This window comes from Occallatibacter sp., assembly GCF_049582745.1.
Classification (GTDB): domain Bacteria; phylum Acidobacteriota; class Terriglobia; order Terriglobales; family Acidobacteriaceae; genus Telmatobacter.
In genome coordinates, this window is record NZ_JBAUUO010000048.1 from 1 (window position 1) to 21,593 (window position 21,593).

General features: G+C 55.9%; 20 protein-coding genes. 9 read left to right on the forward strand and 11 right to left on the reverse strand.

Translation table 11 applies throughout. The features are described 5' to 3' along the window. Window positions 1-303 precede the first annotated feature (303 nt). Window positions 304-606: an IS66 family insertion sequence element accessory protein TnpB gene (gene tnpB / locus WCA10_RS06415; RefSeq protein ID WP_472821677.1), complete on the reverse strand. Its 303-nt coding sequence runs from the start codon at window positions 604-606 to the stop codon at window positions 304-306. Between tnpB and WCA10_RS06420 the strand changes: the two genes are divergently transcribed. Then, a complete protein-coding gene (locus WCA10_RS06420; RefSeq protein ID WP_472821678.1) occupies window positions 526-1,092 on the forward strand; it encodes a helix-turn-helix domain-containing protein in 567 nt (188 codons plus the stop codon). The genes tnpB and WCA10_RS06420 overlap by 81 nt on opposite strands. Window positions 1,093-1,146: 54 nt before the next feature. Here the strand turns inward: WCA10_RS06420 and WCA10_RS06425 are convergent, their stop codons facing one another. The 4 genes from WCA10_RS06425 to WCA10_RS06440 all read right to left on the reverse strand — a co-directional run bounded on the left by WCA10_RS06425 (window position 1,147) and on the right by WCA10_RS06440 (window position 3,998). After that, window positions 1,147-2,661: a pilus assembly protein TadG-related protein gene (locus WCA10_RS06425; RefSeq protein ID WP_472821679.1), complete on the reverse strand. Its 1,515-nt coding sequence runs from the start codon at window positions 2,659-2,661 to the stop codon at window positions 1,147-1,149. A 40-nt stretch (window positions 2,662-2,701) separates the two neighbouring features. Then, a complete protein-coding gene (locus tag WCA10_RS06430; RefSeq protein WP_472821680.1) occupies window positions 2,702-3,265 on the reverse strand; it encodes a TadE/TadG family type IV pilus assembly protein in 564 nt (187 codons plus the stop codon). Between the two features lie 266 nt (window positions 3,266-3,531). Next, on the reverse strand, window positions 3,532-3,723 hold the full coding sequence (locus WCA10_RS06435) for a hypothetical protein (RefSeq protein WP_472821681.1): 192 nt from the start codon (window positions 3,721-3,723) through the stop codon (window positions 3,532-3,534). Between the two features lie 8 nt (window positions 3,724-3,731). Continuing rightward, window positions 3,732-3,998, reverse strand: coding sequence for a transposase (locus WCA10_RS06440; protein ID WP_472821696.1), 267 nt, complete (start codon window positions 3,996-3,998; stop codon window positions 3,732-3,734). A gap of 188 nt (window positions 3,999-4,186) precedes the next feature. Here WCA10_RS06440 and WCA10_RS06445 point away from each other — a divergent pair, with 188 nt between their 5' ends. Continuing rightward, window positions 4,187-6,526, forward strand: coding sequence for a fused MFS/spermidine synthase (locus WCA10_RS06445; protein ID WP_472821682.1), 2,340 nt, complete (start codon window positions 4,187-4,189; stop codon window positions 6,524-6,526). Here WCA10_RS06445 and amrB read toward each other — a convergent pair. From amrB to WCA10_RS06465, 4 genes are all read right to left on the reverse strand, one after another. Continuing rightward, a complete protein-coding gene (amrB, locus tag WCA10_RS06450; protein WP_472821683.1) occupies window positions 6,450-8,057 on the reverse strand; it encodes an AmmeMemoRadiSam system protein B in 1,608 nt (535 codons plus the stop codon). The two genes, WCA10_RS06445 and amrB, sit on opposite strands and share 77 nt — an antisense overlap. 22 nt (window positions 8,058-8,079) lie before the next feature. Continuing rightward, window positions 8,080-9,294 (reverse strand): AmmeMemoRadiSam system radical SAM enzyme, encoded by a 1,215-nt coding sequence (amrS, locus tag WCA10_RS06455; RefSeq protein WP_472821684.1) that lies wholly within the window; start codon window positions 9,292-9,294, stop codon window positions 8,080-8,082. A gap of 23 nt (window positions 9,295-9,317) precedes the next feature. Then, complete coding sequence (locus WCA10_RS06460) at window positions 9,318-10,328, reverse strand: DUF362 domain-containing protein (RefSeq protein WP_472821685.1); 1,011 nt, start codon at window positions 10,326-10,328, stop codon at window positions 9,318-9,320. Between the two features lie 276 nt (window positions 10,329-10,604). Then, the gene (locus WCA10_RS06465) at window positions 10,605-11,336 is read right to left on the reverse strand and encodes a DUF1761 domain-containing protein (protein ID WP_472821686.1); all 732 of its coding nucleotides are present in this window, start codon (window positions 11,334-11,336) and stop codon (window positions 10,605-10,607) included. Window positions 11,337-11,514: 178 nt separating this feature from the next. On the opposite strand from WCA10_RS06465, the gene WCA10_RS06470 reads away from it, so the two are divergent. Further along, complete coding sequence (locus WCA10_RS06470) at window positions 11,515-12,780, forward strand: MgtC/SapB family protein (protein WP_472821687.1); 1,266 nt, start codon at window positions 11,515-11,517, stop codon at window positions 12,778-12,780. Window positions 12,781-12,848: 68 nt separating this feature from the next. Continuing rightward, window positions 12,849-13,418, forward strand: a complete 570-nt coding sequence (locus WCA10_RS06475) for a universal stress protein (RefSeq protein ID WP_472821688.1) — start codon at window positions 12,849-12,851, stop codon at window positions 13,416-13,418. A 71-nt stretch (window positions 13,419-13,489) separates the two neighbouring features. On the opposite strand, the gene WCA10_RS06480 is transcribed toward WCA10_RS06475, so the two are convergent. Both WCA10_RS06480 and WCA10_RS06485 read right to left on the reverse strand, forming a co-directional pair. Beyond that, window positions 13,490-13,993 carry a flavin reductase family protein gene (locus tag WCA10_RS06480; protein ID WP_472821689.1) on the reverse strand — a complete coding sequence of 168 codons (504 nt, stop codon included), beginning with the start codon at window positions 13,991-13,993 and terminating at the stop codon, window positions 13,490-13,492. A gap of 67 nt (window positions 13,994-14,060) precedes the next feature. Further along, window positions 14,061-15,245, reverse strand: a complete 1,185-nt coding sequence (locus tag WCA10_RS06485) for a 6-phosphofructokinase (RefSeq protein ID WP_472821690.1) — start codon at window positions 15,243-15,245, stop codon at window positions 14,061-14,063. Between the two features lie 1,203 nt (window positions 15,246-16,448). Here WCA10_RS06485 and WCA10_RS06490 point away from each other — a divergent pair. The 5 genes from WCA10_RS06490 to WCA10_RS06510 are packed head-to-tail and all read left to right on the forward strand — an operon-like array spanning window position 16,449 to window position 21,314. Continuing rightward, window positions 16,449-17,345 (forward strand): DUF6599 family protein, encoded by an 897-nt coding sequence (locus WCA10_RS06490; RefSeq protein WP_472821691.1) that lies wholly within the window; start codon window positions 16,449-16,451, stop codon window positions 17,343-17,345. A 36-nt stretch (window positions 17,346-17,381) separates the two neighbouring features. Continuing rightward, complete coding sequence (locus WCA10_RS06495) at window positions 17,382-18,323, forward strand: DUF362 domain-containing protein (protein WP_472821692.1); 942 nt, start codon at window positions 17,382-17,384, stop codon at window positions 18,321-18,323. Between the two features lie 11 nt (window positions 18,324-18,334). Next, window positions 18,335-19,279, forward strand: coding sequence for a 4Fe-4S binding protein (locus WCA10_RS06500; RefSeq protein ID WP_472821693.1), 945 nt, complete (start codon window positions 18,335-18,337; stop codon window positions 19,277-19,279). Continuing rightward, entirely contained in the window at window positions 19,276-20,016 is a 741-nt protein-coding gene (locus WCA10_RS06505; protein WP_472821694.1) for a 4Fe-4S dicluster domain-containing protein, read from the forward strand. Before WCA10_RS06500 ends, WCA10_RS06505 begins: the two co-directional genes overlap by 4 nt. A 26-nt stretch (window positions 20,017-20,042) precedes the next feature. Beyond that, complete coding sequence (locus WCA10_RS06510; protein ID WP_472821695.1) at window positions 20,043-21,314, forward strand: aldo/keto reductase; 1,272 nt, start codon at window positions 20,043-20,045, stop codon at window positions 21,312-21,314. Window positions 21,315-21,593: the final 279 nt, after the last annotated feature.

Consider the following 21,593-nt stretch of genomic DNA (forward strand, 5'->3'; position numbering starts at 1 on the left):
TACGCCGCAAAGAACTTCCCTCGCAGATCGTTCGAGTATGGTTCCGGCATCTGGGTGTGCGGACAATCGCCACTCCTAGCTTGCAACACAAATGACCCCGTGCACAGTAACTAGTGAAATGCTCTAGCGGTGCAGCTAAAGGGTAAGCGTACTTCCAGTCCCTGTTGACATCAGTAGAGTGTGCCATGAAGTGTCCACTTGTTTTTTAAGTGGGCACTTGATGAGTGTGTCTTATGCGGCCTGAGAAGAGTGGGCCTGGAGTGAGGGAGCCAAATTCCAGGGTAGTAGATCCTGTATCTGTCATCAGACCGCTACTTCCGGAGTCCATGTGCGCTCGACTCGTCGCCAATCGATGCCTTCCAGAAGCATCGACAGCTGTGCGCGACTGAGATGAACAACTCCGCTCTCGGCCTTCGGCCAGATAAAGCGTCCACGCTCCAGGCGCTGGGCGAACAGACACAGACCGTCGCCATCCCACCACAGCAACTTGACGGTGTCGCCTCGTCGTCCGCGGAACACGAACACGTGTCCGGAGAACGGTTGTTCGTGCAGTACGTTCTGCACCTGCGCACTCAGTCCATCGAATCCGCGGCGCAGATCCGTCACTCCTGCTGCAATCCAGACCTTGGTCCCGACAGGAAGCTGGATCACTGGCGAAGGCTCTCCAGAATCGAACGCAATAGCGATGGATCAGCGCCGCTCTCTACGCTGATCAGGGCCCGGCCAGGAAGCTCGATATGGATCGCGCCGCCAGATGAACGGCTCAATGGCTATGGCGTGGACTACCGGTCTTTCACAGAGCAGTATCTCGACAGCACCGGGATACTTAAAGAAGCCGTGATCGGCATACTTGCCGCTGTAGCAAAACAGGAGCGGGTACGCCTGTCTGAGCGGACAATTGCCGGTCTGGAGCGGGCGAAGGCACAAGGCCGCATTGGTGGCCGTCCGAAGGTCGAGGACGCTGAGCCGAAGTTGCTGGCCAAGATCGGACGGCTCCGATCACAGGGCCAGAGCATTCGGGCGATAGCTGCCGAAGTGCGCAAGTCCCCCAATACCGTGGTGAGGCTTCTCAAGTCGGAGCACGTCGCCTAGATTGCCGGGCACTGCCGCACCTTGGAAAAGGATGCGGCTGCTTGGATTGGTAGTCTAAGGCGTTGTGGTTGCCATGCCATTCGGGATCAGCCGCACTGTCGTCAATTGGTACGCGATCGCCTTGAAGATACCATCCAACGAATAATCGATGAGTCCTGTGGCCTGGCATGCGGGGTCACCGCCAGACATGTAGTAGTCGGAATAGAAATTCTGCGGGCTTGAGGCCATCGTTTTCATCGCTGTGCACGGGCTGATATTTGGGTGGGCACCTCGACCAACATCGCTTCCGCAATTACTGGAATTGGAGGTCGTTGGCGATCCATACGCGATCGTGTACACTTTGGTCGGGTTACCCGGATAGGTCGCCGCATACTTTGCGGCCTCAACGCCCTGCCCACATTCTCCAACCCATGACGGATAAGTCCCGGAACTCGTGGCCCAGGTCGTATTGCTATTTGAGTTCGATGAGTTCGCCATATCGCTCTGTCGGGCAGTTGCATTTCCATCACTGAGCAGGATGATTACATTTTGCGTGCCAGTATTCAGGTTTTGTTCCGCCAACAAAGCGGACTGTGCGGCATAAATCGCTCCTGCATAATAAGTGTTTTCCTCGCTGGTTTGTATTCCGCTGCAACCGCTGCTCTTGTGGTGTTTCCCCGAGCCGCCGGTCCCTGTTCCTACACCGATCGCATTCGATAACGATGAACTCCCGCTCAAAGAATTTGAGCTGTTCGAGCTGCGATAATCCGTCGAAAAGCCCACAATCTGATAGGTGACATTCGTCGAAGTCTGGTTTTTCCCCGATCCCGTCGAAAAAACCGTATTTGACAGGCTCTTCGCTGTCTTTGAGGGAAAGGTATATGGTTCTGCCGTCGGATTTGAGCTGCCGCTGCAATCGGTGTCCATTGAGGCATCGCTCGCGTCGATATTCGGAAATGTAAACAGACTTACATGGTCCACGGAAGGCGACAAGTTCAGAAGCAGTTGCTGAATGCCCTTGGTTGCGCAGGATAGCTGCGTCTGGTTGCTCCCGCAACTGGTGTCCGTGTAATCCATCGATGGTGTTGTATCCAGGATGATGGCCACGTTGTAAGGAGTGTTGGAGCCACCCATCGCTGCCGTCGAAGCAGTGCTGATATTCACTGTCTTCACTCCCAACAGTCCCATAAACGACGTTGAAACGGCTGCGGACTGCTGAACTTGAAGAGCATTCGCGCTCGCACTGTTAACGCATGGAAGGCCCTGGGCTTTCAGTGCGCTTACGCAAATCGGGGTAACGACAGGGGCCGACGCTGAGTAGGTCGTGGAAGCATTCAGCTTACCCGAACTCGCACTATATGTGAGCGCTGATCCCCTATAGTCGCCATCCGGCATCACGCGAGCTCCAGCCAAAGCCGCAGCATCTGTCGCGGACTGCAGTTGGCGGTGAATCAGCATGATTCGACTGCCGTCCAGAACCAGTCCGCCCAGGCCGAGAATGACAATCATCATAAAGGCCACCCACGGAATGATCTGACCGGTCTCGTTCTCAAGAATCTCAAATTGGAATGACTTGCCAATCGATTTCATCGCTTGCTCCTCGCTCTTCGTCCCAGAAGAACGGTCACAGTCACTGCGTCAGTTCGGCTGACTGCGCCCGGAGGGTGAGCGCCACCGGTCTGTAGCCGAAAAAATTCATCGTGTAGGGATAGGAGGCCGTCACTTGGGCAGTTGAACCAGCCACCAAGTTCGCCTCTCCACTCGTACACGTCCAACTACCCTGTTTGAGATTCGAATACGGAGTCGAATTCAAAGAAAGACTGAGCGTAATCTTCGATGGATCCAGAGCAGGCGCTGCCGCCACGATCGCGGCGGAAGCAGTGACGCACGGATCGGGGGTTGAACCATCCGAATTCATCGCCCTGCTCACAGCCAGGCTGCGGGCACCGATATCCACTGCATTGCTAAGTTGGAAGTAGGTAAAAAAAGCGAATCCAAATGTGAAGAATCCACCGATTAACCCCAGCATCAAGGGAGCGATCAAGGCAAACTCGACCAGCGCTCCGCCGTCCTGAATGGAACCCAGAACAGTCCGAGACCGATTGATGAAAGTTCGCTTCTGTTTGGATGGAATTGGTAGATTCAGAAAACTACTTCTTGCGGACAGCGATGAGGATTTGATCCTTCGAATCATTTTCAGGGCCCCTTACATTGAACGCATAGGCGGAGAAACAACGCCGTTCGATGATCGTTCACATCTGAATGAGTTCGCGATTCATCGGTCGATGAGAGGTTATGACTCACACTGAGGTAACAAAATGACCCTTTTGTGCTATTGACCATCGATTAAATACTTATAACGAATAGACTTGGAAATAAATTGCCAAATTCATGAAACCCGAATGTTATAAACCGAATTTGTAACTCGATGCGCATGCAATATTTTGATCACAGCCGGATCTAGTCAGCCTTCGATATCCATACCGCACCCGGCTGCCGGCCAGTTCCCGCAGCCGCACACGCAAGGCGTCCCGGGGGATCACGATGATGTTCGTAACGAAGACTCGCCCGGCTGGCCGGAATCAGCCCCGCCGCGTACCGCTGGCTCAAATCGTGGGCTTGCTGCGCCCACTTCGCCAGTTCGCGCCGCATGCGAGGCTTCAGAGCTTTTTTGCGACGATCTCCTGAAGGATATGGCGATCGAGACTGAGGTCCGCAACCAGCCGCTTCAGCTTGCTGTTCTCCTCCCAAAGCTGACGCAACTCGCGCAGTTCGCTCAAACCCAGGCCTGCATACTTCTTCTTCCCAAGATAGAAGCTCTGCTGGCTGATCCCATGCTTGCGGCAGACCTCGACCACCGTCTCGTCCGATTCCGCTTCCCTCAATACGCGCAGAATCTCCTCTTCGCTGTGTCGCTTCCTCGCTATCTCTCGGCTCTCCTCTCGCCTTCAGAGAACCACAGAGGCCGCGATCTCTCAACTTCTAAACGGCTTAGCTTTTGGGTTTTGGGGTCATTTGGGTTTTGGGTCAGAAGGGCCTCTCATCGATCCTAGGCGAGGCAAAGTCGTTCGGCGCCCTTGCTTTTCAAACGCATCGGGAATCTAATTCCGGTCGGGTGAAAGCAGCCGCAAATTCCGGCATCCTCTGCCGTCTGCAACCATCGCCAGCCGCAGCAAGAGCAGCACTGGCGCTTTTGGGGTTCAGCGCAATCGTCGGGCAGATCGTACTGATGCGGGAACTGATCGTCGTCTTCAATGGTAACGAGATGTCGCTGGGCATCATTCTAGCCACGTGGCTTTTCTGGTCCGCCATTGGAAGCTGGCCGAGCAGCACCTGTTGTCTCGGCAGAAACCATACTCGCCGGACGGTTGCGACTCTTGAGTGCCTGCTAGCCGCGAGCCTTCCGATGACGATATGGGCATTGCGCGCTGCAAAACCTCTTTTTCAAACCGTACCGGGCGAGTTGGTTGGGCCGCTGCCGATGCTGTTTGGATCCGTGGCGTGCCTGAGCCTGTTTTGTGCTACTGCAGGGGGACTCTTCGTGGTTGCGGCGCGGTTATACCTGGCCGAGAGCTGCACAGCTGCGCGCGTAACCGTCAGCACGGCTTATCTCCTTGAGGCCGCAGGTTCGGCGGTTGGTGGTCTTGTAGCCAGTGTTGTGCTCCTGCGATTCCTGGTGTCTTTCCAGATTGCGGCCGTCGTAGTTCTGCTCAATCTGTGCATGGCTGCTGTACTGTCGTGGCGGATGAACTTCCGGCAAGTGGTTGTGCTCGTTGGATCGGTGGCTCTGATCGCAATTCCCGTTCTTCTGTTGGGGGCGCCGTGGCTGGAGAGATTGTCACGAATAAGTCTTTGGCGAGGCTTCCACTTAGTGGAATCGCGTGACACAATCTACGGCAATTTGACGGTGACCGAGACTGGTGCGGTTCGGACCATATACGACAATGGCGTAGTCCTTGCCAATGCACCGGACGACTATGCCGCGGAAGAGGCGGTTCACTATGCGTTACTGGAGCACACTGCACCGCACACTGTTCTGTTGATCGGCGGTGGTGTGAATGGCAGTATCGCTCAAGCGCTCAAGCATCCCACAATCGAGAGGATCGATTACATCGAGTTAGACCCCGCGCTCATTCAGATTGCGCGGCAGTCCCTCACTCCTGAGTCTTCGGGGCTGGAAGCGAATCCGCGCGTGCATCTCCACTGCGCGGATGGGGTGCGCTTTTTGAAGACGGCCGCCGGAGTTTTCGACGTAATCATTGTCGATGTGCCCGACCCCACGACTGCACAGTTGAACCGGTTCTACACCGCCGAATTCTTTCGAACCGCTCGCGAGCGCCTCGCGCCCGGCGGACTCGTCGCCATCCAGTTGCACTCATCAGAGGAGGCCGTAAGTCCCGATTTGGCGGAGTTTCTGCGCTGCATCAAGCACACGCTCGACACCGTTTTTCCCTATGTTGTCATCATTCCCGGCGAAACAATTCACTTCTTTGGAGCTATGCAGCCCAACGTATTAACAGTTGATCCCGCGACTTTGATCCAACGTTTGCGAAGCCGACACCTGAACACGCAGTACGTTCGCGAGTATTTCATTCCCTACCGGATGGCTCCTGATCGGATAGAACAGATTGGCAAGCAATTGCAGCCGCTTGCTTCGACGCCGGTGAATCGCGACTTTGCACCGATCGCCTATTACTTCAACGTTGTGCTTTGGTGTACACAGTTCAGTCCCAGAAACTCGGGCTGGTTTCGCACCGCTGCACACGTACCGTTCCGCTGCATCCTTAGTTCGACCGTGGTGCTGCTATTGCTTATCGCAGCGCTGGCTGCGCTTGCATTTGATCGCGAAAGGCGCGCCAGATCCGCCGCAGCGTTTTGCATCGCGACAGCCGGATTTACCTCCATGGTTTTGCAGATTCTGCTTCTGCTGGCGTTCCAATCCATCTACGGCTATGTCTACCATCAATTGGCGATTCTCATTGGCCTTTGCATGGCCGGAATAGCATGCGGAAGCTGGCTGGGAATCGGGAGCATTCGTCGGCTCAATCGACGACCGCATCCCAATCTGGCGTCAACGCAATTCCTACTTGCGCTTTCCACTCCGGCTTTGATGTATGCCGTAAGCTTTCTGGCGAAGATCTCTGGAAGCGCGACTACATGGATAGCGGCGCAATTGATCTTTCCCGTGCTGGCCGCTCTTGCGGGATTGCTGGGAGGCTATCAATTTCCTGTGGCTGCGGAGATCTACCTTCACGACCGAGGGAGCTGGTCAAGGCTGGGAACGCTCTACAGCATCGATCTGCTGGGAGGATGCACAGGCGCCCTTGTGCTGAGTACCTTTCTGATCCCGGTGTTCGGATTCTGGGAAACCGCATGGCTCAGTGCGGCGATAAACCTGGCGCCGGCTCTGCTTGCCATGCAGGTAAACCTTGAGGCCAGGAAAGTTCGGGCATGAGAGCTTGAGGCTTATCATCGCCGAATACAACCGCGGTAAACGCGAAAATATCGGTGTCTTCATCCTTCCAGCAATCTGGTTGCATCCCGGCTTTAGTGCAAGTTTGCTCGAGGAACTTCGACCGATCCCACTTCTGTTCCACCGGCACCTGCGGGAGCAAGATGCCCTCGTGCGCACCATTCTTCATCAGGAGGCCGTGCTCGCCCACCTTGATTTGGCGTATATCTATGACGCGCCGAAGGGGCGAGAGAACTGATATTTCATACTCGAGTTGCGGCAACTCCGACAAGGATACCGGCCGGAATCTTGGATCGCGCAGAGCGGCCATTGTCGCGGTGTCACGCACAGTCATGTAGAGGGGCTTGATTGCGGATGTGTATCCAACGCAGCCGCGTAGCTCTCCCGACTTGGTTAATGTTACAAATGCGCCGCGCTCCTGATTTAATGCCTCGTTCTTCACCGCACTTGGGCTATAAAGTTCCTTCTGCTTTACCCCAAACTCAACAGATTTACGGGCGAGAGCGAGCAACTCGGCCTTCTCATCACTGCTTACTGAAAATGCGGATTGGACTCCGCTTTCATGCAAAGACTTTACAAAGACATCCGCGCTGTATCCAACTACGCGCGAGCGATCGCCGAAAGTATCACCGGAGTTGGCATATTTAAGCACGACCGCCTGGTTCGCGCCCATGCGTTCGGCGGCAATCATCGCGGCCACGATCGGTGCGCCGCCACAGGCTTCCCATATCCGCTCCTCGAAGTTGAGCGACATGCTGAAGTAGTCCCAGGCCTGCAGTGCATTCAGCGTTTTGTGATCAATCTTCCCCGCCTCATCGTAGGGGTGATAGTGGGAGAGATCGGAACTGGCTAGAATGAGAGTATCGTCAGGAGACTTGCTGTCTTGGATCAGCTTTGCCAAGGCTATGCCCAGCGCACGGCTGCTCTCGTAACTCTGATCTCCCATGATGATCGGAACGAGTTCGAAATCGCCCAGCACCCGCTGCAGCCACGGCAACTCGACTTCGATGGCGTGTTCTGCCCCGGCGGACGTCGGGTCGTGTCCCTTGCTTGATAGATGAATGGTCGAGCTCATCTTTACCAACTGCCGGGCAAATTCTTTGTCGACTTGGATTGTCCCGAGCGGCGTGGCGTAACCATCGCCATCATAGACTGAAGTGAAATTGAACGCTTCATAGTGCGATGGCGCAATCACGACGACGCGAGAATAGTTGTGGCCCTTCAAGGCCGCGTAAGTGTGCGCAGCGACCGGTCCGGAGTAGGGATAACCGGCGTGCGGCGCAACGGCGGCGAGAATAGGCCCGTCGATAATCGACGGTGAAGCGTGCGCCAGCATATCGTCGATCGTCGCCAAGAGCGCCTGCGGGTCAGCGGGATAGAAGGCGCCGGCTACCCCGGGCTGCCGAATCTTCTGCTGAGCTGCAACGCACCCTGACTGGAACGGAGCAATCGCCAGGAGCGTGATGACTTGAGCCGTGAGCCAGACCATAGTCGAACCCCTCTTGATCCTCATTGCGGCGACCTCCAACCGATGGTTATCCATGCCAGATGCCAGGTATTGAGCGACGACAAAACGGACAACTGCCATCTTTGTGAATCAGCATCTTGCTTGCGGTGAACCCGACACGCTCCACCAACATTCGGCGGCATTGCGGACAGTAGGTGTTCTGCGCCGGATGTCCGGGCACATTGCCGATGTAGACAAAATGAAGCCCTTCGGTGTCGGCGATTGCCTTGGCCCGCTCGAGGGTAGGTACTGGTGTGATCGGCAGGTTCTTCAACAGATACTCGGGATGAAATTGGGTGAAATGAAGCGGCACATCGGCGCCCAGATTGGTTTTCACCCACTGCGCCAGACTGCGGAATTCAGCGTCGCTGTCGTTGAGCGTGGGCACCACCAGGTAGACGATCTCGATCCATTTGCCCATCTTGCGCAGCGTTACAAGTGTGTCAAGCACTGGCTTCAACTGCCCGGTGACCACTTTGCCGTAGTAGGACTCGGAGAAGGCCTTGAGATCGATCTTGACCGCGTCCATCTTTCCGTAGGCAGCCTCAAGCGCCTCCTGCTGAATGTAGCCGTTAGATACAACGATGCTGCGAATGCCGGCTGCGTGTCCGGCATCGGCTGCATCCATCAGGAATTCGCTGAAGACCACGGGTTCGCTGTAGGTGTAGGCGATGGTTGGACATCTGTTTTGGCGGGCCAGTTCGGCAACGCGCTGCGGGGGAATGTACTCGGATGGAACTTGCTCAGGCCGCGACTGGGAAATGTCCCAGTTCTGGCAGAACTTGCAGTTGACATTGCAGCCCGCTGTGGCCAGCGAGAAGGCTACCGTTCCCGGCAGGTAGTGAAACAACGGCTTCTTCTCGATGGGGTCGACATGCGCCGCACATACGCGAGAATGCACCAGCGAATAATAGGTTCCCCCGCGATTCTCACGCACGCCGCAGTAGCCGCGTTCGCGGTCGCCCACCGTACACTCGCGTGGACAGAGTTTGCATTTGATCTTTCTGTCCTTGAGCTTCTGATAGAACTTCGCCTCGACGGTGAATAGCGAATCATCCTGATTCTGCAAGGCAGCCGAAACCGTGGACGGGGTGACAGACGCCGTAAGTCCACCGACGCTCATAGCCGCCCCCGACGCCAAAGCGCACATGAGGAACGAACGGCGATTCAAGGGACCCTGAGCGCCGTTGATCGTCGGAGCATAGCCTCGCTGCAGGTTTTGTAAGTCTGGTGCGGGCAACATATCAGGCCCCCTTCTGCACTCCGCTACACCGCGATGGCCAACATTCTTTCAGGATCGTTTGTGCCTATGCCATGCGATGCATCTGCGGCTGTTGCGATGTAGTGCGGTGCTCTGCTTTCGGCCTCCAATGTCTTCAATCCAAGTGCTGCCCGTTTGCGCTCGATCATCTGCCAACCCGTGTAGTCCAGCGCGACGGGATCCTGCGAAACCAAAAGGGAGTTGCAGTTCCAGCTGTGTTCCGGCTTATATGCGGGGCCGCCATCGTACATTGCCGTGGTCGCGTCGCAAATCGTCAGACGCATTCTTGTCCTGATCTCCGGCAACATATTCAAGTCCGCTATGTACGGATCGCAGCCGTTGGGGTGGTATTTGTTCGGATTGTGAATTACGCCATACATGTTCTTTAGCGCGAGCGTCACACCGGCGCCGTCATGGTCCTTCAGCACTGGAACGTTTATTAGAACGTCCGACCGTCGAGTGAGAACCTTTGACAGGCGGCTGCCAACGCTGCCGTAACTGACCAGGTCCTCTTCGTAATCCACGCGGTCAGTACCGTAGCATTGGATTCCATTGCCCCCTATCGACAGATGAAATCCCGCGCGCTCCAATTCCTCGCTGTTGCGGTCCCACACCACGATGTCTGCGCTCCTGATGCCGGCCTCCTGCAATCGCTCACAAATCGCTTCGACGAGTTGCGGGTTGCTGGATATTCCGCGGCCCCCAAGAGTGTTCACCTTCAATCCCACTACTTCGCCTGGGTGCACCAGCTTTCTCCATGCCTCGAAAGCATGATCCCGGTCAGTCAGCGTCTGCATCGCACGATCCAGCAGGCTCAGCATATGGCTCGAATCCACAGCGGAACCTGTGCCACGCAGAAGGGCATCGTGCGCAATCACGACTCTGGATTTCGCGTGTTCCGCTGTGCGCTCAGCGCCAAAGAGGGCCCCTGCTTGACCTGTCGCGCTTAGAACTGCAGCGCCGGCAGGGACTTCTTTCAGAAAATCCCGACGGCTGAAAATGTGGAACTTGCTCATAAGGGATTTCCCGTGTCCAAAGTCCTCCAAGGGACGGGCGCGGATTCGCACGGCTACGGCGGTTCGACTCATGCCATCAGGGGCTGGCCGCTAAACATTGAACCCAAACCGCCCACCTTGGAGGACAGTCCCCCACACTCAATGCCTAGCGCAGTTTTGAGAATCTTGCAGTGATGACCAGCACCGTCGGTAAGGATCATTGCCCGGTCAAGGTGCTATTCTCGCCCGCTAACCCTTCACGCCTTCGCGTCCGCGGAGCAATTGAGTTCCCGAGAGTCACTGCGACGGCAGTACGAGCCTGTCATACAAGCCGCCGACGAGAGCCCCCACGGTTAAGCTGGCAAGAGCAATGTAACCCGCTTCAATCAAAAATAAGTCATGAGGCAGCCTTGCAATGCCAAACCAAGTCGTTGCGATCAAGGCTCCGCAAAGCAGGACGGACATCAGGACTCCCTGAAGTACACCCTTGCGGTGAGACACGGCAAGGAGCCACGCGACTCCGTATGCGAAGAGGAGACAGACACCTGCAGTAAGTAGATGCGGCGATAACCACCACACGATCTGCTTTACTTGCGCATGAGTGAGTCCGACGGCCTGCAGCCACTGCTCGCGGAACATGTAGTGCGAATGCCAGATTGCTCCTACGTACCAGGCGGCAAATGCCGCGAGAAGAACCGGGAGGTGATAGATCTGTTTCCTTCCCGCCTTCACTTCGCCTGGTTTGTAGGGTTCTGCTTGAATCGCCTGGGACAAGCACTCCTGGTTGCACTTTGAGCGCTCAGGCCAACGCGTACAGTCAGATAATCGCAAATTGGGACGTCCATCCATGACTGCCACCGCGGCATGCCGAACATCAATGCTGACGACGGCTGGTTGCTGGTTTTCGGGGCATGCAACTGGTCGGCCGCCCGAATACCGCTCGTAAATCGCACGGTGCCAGGACGCAGGCAGAAGCAGAAGAAAGGAAACAACGACGAGAAAGAGCACGAGCCAGATGAGGAAAAACATGGCCCACCACCTTTCTGCCCGAAGTCTGCCCCCCTCATCGAAGTCCTTCAGTGATCCCCGTCACGATTACCGGATGATGAACTGTCACCCACGAAGTCCCTGCACTGCAGCATGGGACCCAAGAAGCGCCACACCGAGGCCAAGCCACGGCGAGGATTACAATCTTAGGCTGACTCCAATGGAACTCTATCAGCGTCTCCCTCCCGAGGCTGTAAAGATTGTTCTGGTTCTGTTCTTGTCCTTCCTGATAGGGCTGGAGCGCGAAGAGCACAAGGCGTCGGGCAGCGCGTACTCCTTTGGGGGAGTGCGGACCTTCCCGCTCATTGGTCTCATCGGTTATTCCATCGCTCTTGTTTCAGGCACTCAATTGATACCGCTTACGATCGGCTTTGCGGTAATCGCCAGCTTTCTGCTGCTCTCTTACTGGCACAAACTCTCCTCTGCCGTTGCCGCCGGCGTCACCACGGAGATGTCAGGGCTGGCTACCTTTCTTGTTGGGGCACTGGTTTGCTACGGACATTTCTGGATAGCTACGACGCTCTCCGTTGCCAGTTTGCTCTTACTAGACCTAAAGACGGCTCTTGAAAAGCTCGCCGTGCGCATCGCCCCGCACGAGATTCTTACGTTCGCCAAGTTTCTGCTCTTGACGGGCGTAATTCTACCCGTACTACCGAATCAGGAATTCAGCCAGTTCCATATCAATCCCTTCAAGACCTGGCTTGTGGTTGTCGCCATCAGCACGATTTCGTATGCGAGCTACGTGTTGCAGAAGGTGACGAAAGAGCAAGGTGGAATCGTATTGTCCGCTTTGTTGGGCGGCGCGTACTCGTCCACGGTTACCACGGTCGTCATCGCCAAACGCGCTGCGCGCGACAATCGTCCCCACCTCTTTGCCGGCGGCATTCTTATGGCCTCCGGCATGATGTACCTGCGCATTGCTGCGCTGGTAACACTCTTCAACCGACAACTAATGGCAATTCTCATCGGGCCATTTCTTGTGCTGGCAGGTCTGGCAGTCGGCATTGGTTGGCTTTGGACCCGCATTCCGGATGAGAACCCACACGATGTGGAGCGGGAGTATGACCCCAAAAACCCGCTCGAACTGCTTACGGCGTTTCTGTTCGCTGCGCTGTTTCTGGCCATGCTGGTTGCCACGCAACTGGCAGTCACTTATCTTGGACGGGCCGGAGTGAACACGCTTGGGGCGATAATGGGTGTGGCCGATGTTGACCCTTTCATTATGGGGATGACCCAGGCGACCGCCACGCTTACGCCTCTGAAGGTCGCTGCAGTCGCGATTCTGATTGCTGCGGCCAGCAACAATGTCGCGAAGGGGATCTACGCATTCAGTCTCGCCGATCGGAAGACGGGTATCCAGAGTCTTGTATTGCTTGTGGCTCTGGCGGCCCTCGGTATAGTTCCTATCATCTGGCTTGGCTCTTAATGCCAGACTGACTTTGCTATGGACCCTGTTGTGCGTGCTTCAACAAGTCCTTAGAACCGAAAACGGGTATGATGATCGGCGACAAAGAAGAGTCGACCACTCGAGAGGCTGAGCGAGGAGGTTTTATGAACGAAGTGCTTGGCGGCAGCTCGATTCCTACGAGAATTCTGGTTCCTATTGATTTCAGCGAATCGTCTCATGCAGCGCTCATGACGGCTGCGGATCTAGCTCAGCATTTTCATGCCGAGCTATATCTTGTCCATATCTTGCCAATTTTCCCCAGAACGACGTTTCCTGACTTTCTCCCTGAGGCCAACTTCCTTGACAAAGTCAGGAAGGATGCTGAGGAGCGCTTTGCTGTGTGCCAAACCGATCTTGACGCCAAGGGAATCAAAGTAAACTCCTCCATAGAAGAAGGGAATGACGTAGCGGAAGACATTATCGAGGTCATCGAGAGAGAAAAAATAGACTTTGTTGTGATCTCGACGCACGGAATGACTGGGTGGCACCCGATCGCGTTCGGCTCAATCGCAGAGAAGATTGTGAAGATGGTGCAATGTCCGCTTCTTCTCCTGCGCACAGCGAAGCCTGCCTCCAGTGTGAAGCACACATCCGAACGCTTAATGGAATGGTGGTAACCTGCATAGGCGCAAGTGTCACCTTGTGTCCTGAACGCTTCTCCGCTATGGCTTCGTCGAGCTCAGCTTAATCATTTCGCCGTCCACAATGAACCTGCCGTATCCATGGTGATGGATCGTTTTGGGGTTTTTTGCGCTGGATCGGTCCAGGCTTTGAGCACTTCCAATACAAACAGATTGAATTTATTTACGAGGCGGGCATCGACAACCTTGCATTTAAGGTTGGCGAAACATTCGGCCAATAAAGGAGGTGCTACGCGCTCCGCTGGCAACTGCGTCAAACCGAACGTCTTGAACTTGTCCACGTCCCGGCCCGAACAGTTCCCAATTGAAACGACTTTAGACGCGAGGTCGAAGGCGGGTACAGCGATTACACGTTCCTTCGTCTTTCGAAGGGAGGCAAAGGTGTAGTTAGCGTTGCTGACAATACAGGCTACAAGTGGCGGCTCGAATTCAACCATCATGTGCCACGACATCGTCATGATGTTCGCGCGTCCATCGAGAGTGGTCGTCACCAAGACAACTGGACCGGGTTCAAGTAACCGATAGACCTTAGATAGCGGCAGATCTTTCATTGCCAGAACTCCTCTGCCCATCCCGGCGGACCGAGATGGGAAGGATCGAACACCAGTACTCTCAACACTAGCCTCGCAATAAGAAAATCGGCAGACCAAGCTTGAGATCGTAAGTTGGTCGGTAACGCTGAGTGTTGTACATGGTGGCAACATCCACTTTGCGTGGTCCGAATTTCGGATCGGGAATCGGCACCATCGCGTAGCAGCCGCTGCTGATCGCCGTCATCAGGCCAGATTTTCCCTCCCGCACTGCGTCCATCGCCATTCCGGCGAAGGTGATGGCTACCATCCGGTCGATGAAGTCCGGACTGCCGGATCGCAAATCGTATGTCAGATCGCTGACAACCGTCTCCTCACCTGTGGCGGCATTGATCTCGTTGCTCAAGTCTTCAGCAACGCTCATCTTCTTTCGGTGGCCGAATGCGTCGGCGACACCATATTCCTTGACCGTGTAGCCTTCCCACTCCGCGCCCTCGGAAAGAACCACCAGCGAATAGTTGCTTGGGTTGTTATGTTTGTCGGTGATTAGGATTTCGATCAGGTGCTCCAGGCTCACTTTGTACTCAGGGATGCAGCAGCGCAGGGACGTTACGTACGCGGTGTAGAGAGCGGTGTAGCCTGCGTCGCGGCCGAACACCCTGAAGATGCCGATGCGCTCGTGAGAGCCGACCGTCGTCCGCTGCCGCTCGATCGCATCCATGGCGCGCGTGATGGCCGTAGAAAACCCGATGCAATATTCAGTGTTGCGCACGTCGTTATCCATGGTCTTCGGGACCGCGATCACCTTCATTCCGCGCCGGTCAAGTTCGGCTGCGTAGCTCAGGGTGTCGTCGCCGCCGATGGCCACAATGTAGTCCAGCCGCAGCGCTTCAATGTTCTTGAGCACCGCCGGCGTCACATCGAACACGGGGCTCGTTACACCGGCTTTTGTGGACTCCTTCGTTAGGAATTGCTGCCCCTCAAGCACCGGGGGCAACTTCTTCATCTTGGTGGGATTGGTTCGCGAGCTGTGCAGAAATGTTCCACCCGTGCGATCGATAGTGCGGGTGTTTTCACGATTGAGCGGTTGAATGTAACGCGAACGACTGGGCGGATCTTGCAGATCGATGTGGGTCAATCCTTCCCAGCCTCGACGTATGCCAATGACCTCACATCCAATTTCTGTTGCCCCGTAGACAACCGACTTGATGACGGAATTCAGGCCCGGTACATCGCCACCTCCGGTGAGAATACCAATACGCTTTGCTGACACGGGAAGCACTCCTTTCCTTGCAGGAATCTCTCTTCCGCTCTGAGGCCCCCAAGTGTAGCCCAGTCCCTGCCACCGAGCAATTCTCAGCATTGTTGCGCTGTCTGTCTCATCAAAGCCCTTCCCTTTCGACCGCTCGGGGGTTGCTTCAATTCCTTCTGTTCATCGTCTTCGATTTGCATGCGCTGCTTTTTGTCGACACTCCGCTGGAATCAGCAGGCCTTTCAGCTCGGACCGGTCGGCGCGCGATCAGAGATAACTTGATCTCGAAGACGGAGAGGAGTTGACGACGAAAGAGCGAGAGCGCCTCGCAATGAGGCGCACTCTCGTTTCCTGGGATGCCCAGACGGATGTTGACGTGGCGTGAATCTGGGAGTAGATTGACCTCGTACTGGGAGGGAGGGCAGTCCAAAAGATGCAGCGATACTCTTCCGGCAGAACATCACGTGAGGTGGCTGTGGCCTAGGGCGTCGCACCCAGACCCCAAGGTTGCCCCAGCGGAGAGGATTGAGCCGCATGGGACGTAACCGCACCTTTTCACGTTGCAGTGCATCCCTCGAGCCGACACGTAGGATGGCGATTCTTTCAACGGAGCGACTACACTGTCGCCCAAAGAACCCGGTTTACCGGGAACTGCCATCGAGCGATAAGGGCCAGGGACATTGGTGAAAGTGCTTGGGCAATCGCGACAGGGCGACAGCCCTATTCAATACCCACAGATCACCACGACGGCCCAGGCCAAGCGCTTGGGCCGTCGTCGTATGGGGGAAAAGGCGCGACAACAGGGCAAGCCTTCGACCGTCACATCATCTGACCTACCAACAACGCTCTAGTTCACTCGTAGAAAGGATCTCCCCGCCGAGTTGCACTTGAATCATCGAATCTTTTCTGAATTGCTTCAAACTGTTCCAAGGCCTGAACACCAAGATCCCGCGACCCCTGAATTTGTTAAGAGACGAATCGATTCGTCATCGTTCCGAAGGAATTGCGAATACTCTGACGGCAAAGACACGTAGTCGAGCTGCTGCACACGTAAGAGCTCCTCTCTTCAAATTGCGGGGACCTTTCTCTCTTGCCTCAGCAACAGGATTGAGCTATGGGCCTTGGGTGCAATGCGCGTATATTTAAGTAGATCTTCTCGCTCTTTCGAGACGCCGCCGTTACCAGAGCGTCCGCTTCCCAAGTGAGACGGCGGGTGCTCGCACGATGCTTCGCTTTGTCTCGTTTTTCTTGATCCCGCTTGTGGCCGTTTGCGGTCTGGTGCTACCTCCCTCACTAAGTGCACAAGTCGTAAATCATGATGCACTGCAGCGTCTGATCCCCGAACCGCTCCCTGATGGTTCGATTGCGCAAAGTTTAGCCAGCTTCTACAACCCCGACAATCTCTACGAGTACTTGGATGGCGGTGCGGACATCTTTGTCCTGTACGGCGTGAAGACCATGCTGCATCTTGATGCAAAGGTGCAGACGGTTGACCTGACCGTGGACATCTTCGACATGGGCTCACCGAACGCGGCGTTCGGAATGTACGCAGCCGAGCGCTCGCCTGACTATGACTTCATTGCGATGGGCGCGGAAGGCTACCGGAACAAAGGCATACTCAACTTTGTCCAGGGCCGCTACTACATCAAGCTGGCCGGGTTTGGCGATGGAGCGGACGCAGTTCTTGAGGCCTGGGCAAAGGCACTTTCCGCGCGGGTGGGAAGCGACACCGCCCTGCCCGCAATGCTGATCCGCCTACCTTCCGATCACCGCAAGCCTCATTCCGAGCAATACATCCCCAAGGATCCACTGGGGCACTCATTTCTCGGCCCTGCGTACGTCGCTTCGTATGAGTTCAACGGCCATGAGAGCAAGCTTTTTGTGACTCTCGCTGAGAGCGAAAACGATGCTCACGAGCGGCTGAAACAACTGGAGGCTCATTTTGCCAAAACCGGGGAGTGTGCGGCCGCACCTGACATCGAAGCGGGAGCAATCAGAGGGAAAAACAGCTTTGAGGGAAGCTTCGTTGCGAAGGTCCAGGGTCATCTTCTTCTGTTGATTTTGAACCCCAACGCAGACAGCGAACAGATTCTTCGAGAAGCTGCCGAGAGTCTTCACTGATGGGGCGGTTGGACGAATCAGCGATTTGGAGGACGCATGAACGATAGTTCGCGCAGAGATTTTCTCAAGACATGTGCCTTAATAGGCGCCGCGATGAAGCTAGGCCCATTTGTCGGGCAAGAAGCTCTGGCTGCAACCACAGGTCCGGCTCTGAGCATCGCGCATTTCCGCAGCAGTCCTGCAACCGCCGATGCCATCGCCGCGGAAGCTCGCAGGCTCACGCAGGAAGCGGTAAACGGCCTCGGCGGAATGGGCCGCTTTATCAGCAAGGGCGACGTTGTGTGGATTAAGCCGAACATCGGCTGGAACCGCGTTCCTGAACAGGCTGCCACGACCAATCCGGACGTTGTGGCGACACTGGTATCGCTTAGCTACCAGGCTGGTGCGCGGCGCGTGATTGTGAGCGACAACTCCTGCAACCCTTCGGTGGCCTGTTTTGCGCGCAGCGGTATCCAACAGGCTGCCCAAAAAGCCGGTGCGGACTGTTTCACCATGGAGGATCGCAAGTTCCGCAAAACCAACCTCAATGGCAAGGCACTTCCGGCATGGGAACTGTATGGCGATGTTCTGTGTGTGAACAAGTTCATCAATGTTCCGATTGTGAAGCACCATGGGCTATGCAAAGCGACCCTGGGCATGAAGAACCTGATGGGAGTTGCGGGCGGTCAGCGCAACCGATTCCACCAAGATCTGACGAACACGCTGGTGGATCTGGCGACCTTCATCCGGCCGACGCTGGTTGTGATGGATGCAATCAGAGTGCTGACCGCCAACGGGCCGGTCGGTGGCAACCTGGCCGATGTGAAACGCAAGGACACCGTAGCTGCCGGGACGGATCAGGTGGCAATCGATGCGTTTGGTGCAACCTTGTTGGGCTATAAGCCGCAAGAGATCGGGTACGTCATGGAAGGCCATGCGCGCCGGCTTGGAACGATCGACTTTGAATCCCTGAAACCGCGCCGTATCGAAGCTGGGTAAAAGGCATCTTAATGGCTCGTCGAAAAGTATCGTGGCAGGTTTGGTTGAGGCGCATCGCGCAGACGGGATTCGCTGTCCTGTTTTTTTACGTCTTTTTGCAGGCGGAGTACCGTCCCATTAATAGAACTGGCGACCACGTCAAGCTCTTCTTCGAAATCGACCCCCTGGTCATGATCTCGTCATGGCTGGCCTCGCATCAGGTCGCTTCAGGATTGCTTCTGTCGCTGGTCATACTCGGGTTGACTGCTCTCTTCGGCCGTTGGTTCTGCGGGTGGGTGTGCCCGTTTGGAGCGCTTCATCATCTGATTACGAGCCTGCGGAATCGCACTGCGAAACAGAAGATTGCCACGGACGGCTATTCACGATGGCAAAAGACGAAGTACTATCTTCTCGGCGCGATTCTAGTTGCCGCTTTGATGGGGGTCAACCTGGCCGGATGGTTCGACCCGTTCGCGTTTCTCTATCGTTCCACGACATTGGTGATCTATCCGGGATTGAATGATGGCACAGCCTGGATTTTCGGATGGATCTATCAACACGACCCAAGCATCGGATCCTTCAAGGTCGCCTCAATCTCAGAGCCGGTGTACGAGTTCCTGCGGCACACTGTTCTAACCAATGCGCAGCCGTATTTCTATGGAACGGTATTGATCGCGGTTGTTTTCTTTGCGGTGGTTCTGCTCAATCTGTATCGGGCGCGATTCTGGTGCCGTTATATATGCCCGCTGGGTGCACTGCTTGGTGTCGCCGGTAAGAATCCCCTGGTCCAGATCAAGCGCAATGAAGATGCTTGCAACCAGTGCCGGGTTTGTGTTGTGGATTGCCAGGGCGGTGCGGATCCTGAAGCCACCGCGAGCTGGAAGCCGGCGGAATGCTTCTACTGCTGGAATTGCCAGTCGGCATGCCCGCATGAAGCTCTTACCTTCAGCATCCGGGTACCGGGAGGCAAGCCATGAATCTACCGGCTCCGGTTCGATGGTTGAAGCACTTCTTCCGCCCTCCTCACGCGCAGGGGCTGGACTTGAAACGCAGGTCGATTCTTGTGGCTGGCGCCGCGGGTGTCGGCAGTGTGCTGCTTGTACACACCAGTGCACAGGGAGAAGATCACATCTTCAATCCCGCATTGATTCGCCCACCGGGTTCCGCGCCGGAAGAGGAGTTCCTGAGTAAGTGCATTCGTTGTGGTGAATGCATGAAGGTATGCCCCACCAATGCCATTCAACCCGCCATTACGGAGGGCGGGATCGCAGGGTTATGGACGCCTGTGCTGAAGATGAAGCTTGGCTATTGCGAATACGAATGCAACCTGTGTTCACAGGTGTGTCCGACGCACGCAATCGAACTGTTGACCCTGGAAGCAAAACAAAAAATCAGGATCGGCACGGCATTCTTCGATCGGAACCGATGCCTGCCGTACGCCTCTGCACGTACCTGCATTGTGTGCGAAGAACATTGCCCAACACCCAAAAAGGCCATCTGGTTCGAGGAAGTCCAGGTAATGAAGCCGGATGGCATGCTGACCACCGTCAAGCAGCCTCGGGTCGATCCTGAGCTTTGCCTGGGCTGCGGGATCTGCGAAAACAAATGCCCCATTACCGACCAGCGCGGCGTCTACGTCTCCAGCGTTGGTGAAACCCGCAATCCGAAGAATCAGGCACTGCTCGATAGTGCCATGGGATACGGCGGCGAATAACACAAGCCCCGGGAAGGAAGACTTCGATGAAAAATGGATCTAGCTGGAATCGCAGGGATTTTATTGTCAAGCCTGCAGCCGCATTTGCAGCGTCGCAATTGCTGGGTGGCAGTGCGAGTCTGTTGGGCCAGATGAAAGGAACTGAGGAGGGGGCGCCCAAGATCGGAGTCCCGGGGAAACCAATCTATCGAACCCTCGGCAGGACTGGAATACGGCTGCCGATCGTCAGCATGGGAGTGATGAACGCGGATGTGCCGGGCTTGATTCCCCGCAGTTATCAACTCGGGATTCGCCACTTTGATACAGCCGCGCATTACCAGCAGGGCAGGAACGAATCGATGGTAGGCAGCATGATCAAGGAGATGGGGGTCCGCGACAAGGTCGTCATCTCCACCAAGGTGCTGCGCCCCGCATGGGGCCGTGGACCGGGCAACGGGGCGCAGGCTCATACCTACACTCCGGCCGAGGTGGAAGCTCATTTCCATGAGGAGTTTGATGGAAGCCTCCAGCGCCTGCAGATGGATCACGTCGATATCCTCTACAATCACGCAGCCGACTCCGAAGCAGATATCAATTCGGAAGGCACCTTGCGCGCGATGACATCGCTCAAGAAGGACGGGAAGGCGCGCTTTCTTGGAGTTTCTTCGCATCAACCTGAATTGGCGCTCAACCTTGCCTTGAAACTCGGCGTTTACGATGTGGTGCTGGTCCCATTCAACTTTACGTTGGCTGACAATCGAGGGTTGCTCGATGCGATCGAGAAGGCCGCGGCGGCGGGCATTGGCATTGTTGCGATGAAAACTCAGGCGGGAGGAGCCACGCGGCCCGATCACAGGCTTGGGCGACAACTCACGCCGGCGAGCCAGACAGCCCTGCTCAAATGGGTTCTCCATCACGATGCAATCACGACAGCGATTCCGGGGTTCACGACGTATGAACAGCTGGAGCAGAATATCTCGGTCGCTCCGAACTTGGCGTACACAGCAGAAGAGAAGGCTTTTCTTTCAGACAAGAGCACCGTGGCTGAAGCACAGTTCTGCCGCCAATGTGGCCAATGTCGCGGAGATTGCCCGCACGGAGTGGATATCCCGACTCTGATGCGTTCCCACATGTACGCCGTTCAATACGGCAATCACGCTTTGGCGGCTGCCACGATGGCCTCTTTGCCCGCAGGCAAGGGGCTGAGCACTTGCGGCGAATGCTCCACGTGCCTTGTCAGTTGTCGCAACTCGGTAAACATCGCGATGAAGATCAAGAGCCTGCAGGATATTGCATCCATCGGTCGCATGACCGCTTAGATTGCGGCGATTCCCAGGCATGCCGGCGAATAAAGGCCCGCTTCCTATACCTGCAGAGGAGGGGAGGAAGGTCACATGAGGCGGACCTTGCCTTCTCGCGTGACTTTGCACTCATTGAAAGATTCACATCGACCGTATCTTCGGCAAGTGGACGAAAAACGTCAGGACTCTATCGGAGCTGCTCCGCGATCAGGCGTGAGGGGTGGCAGGAGACAGCGCGGAGCAGGTCGGATAGAGCGGTTTGAAGGAAGTCGCTGGCGCGATGGGAGCAGGAAGTTG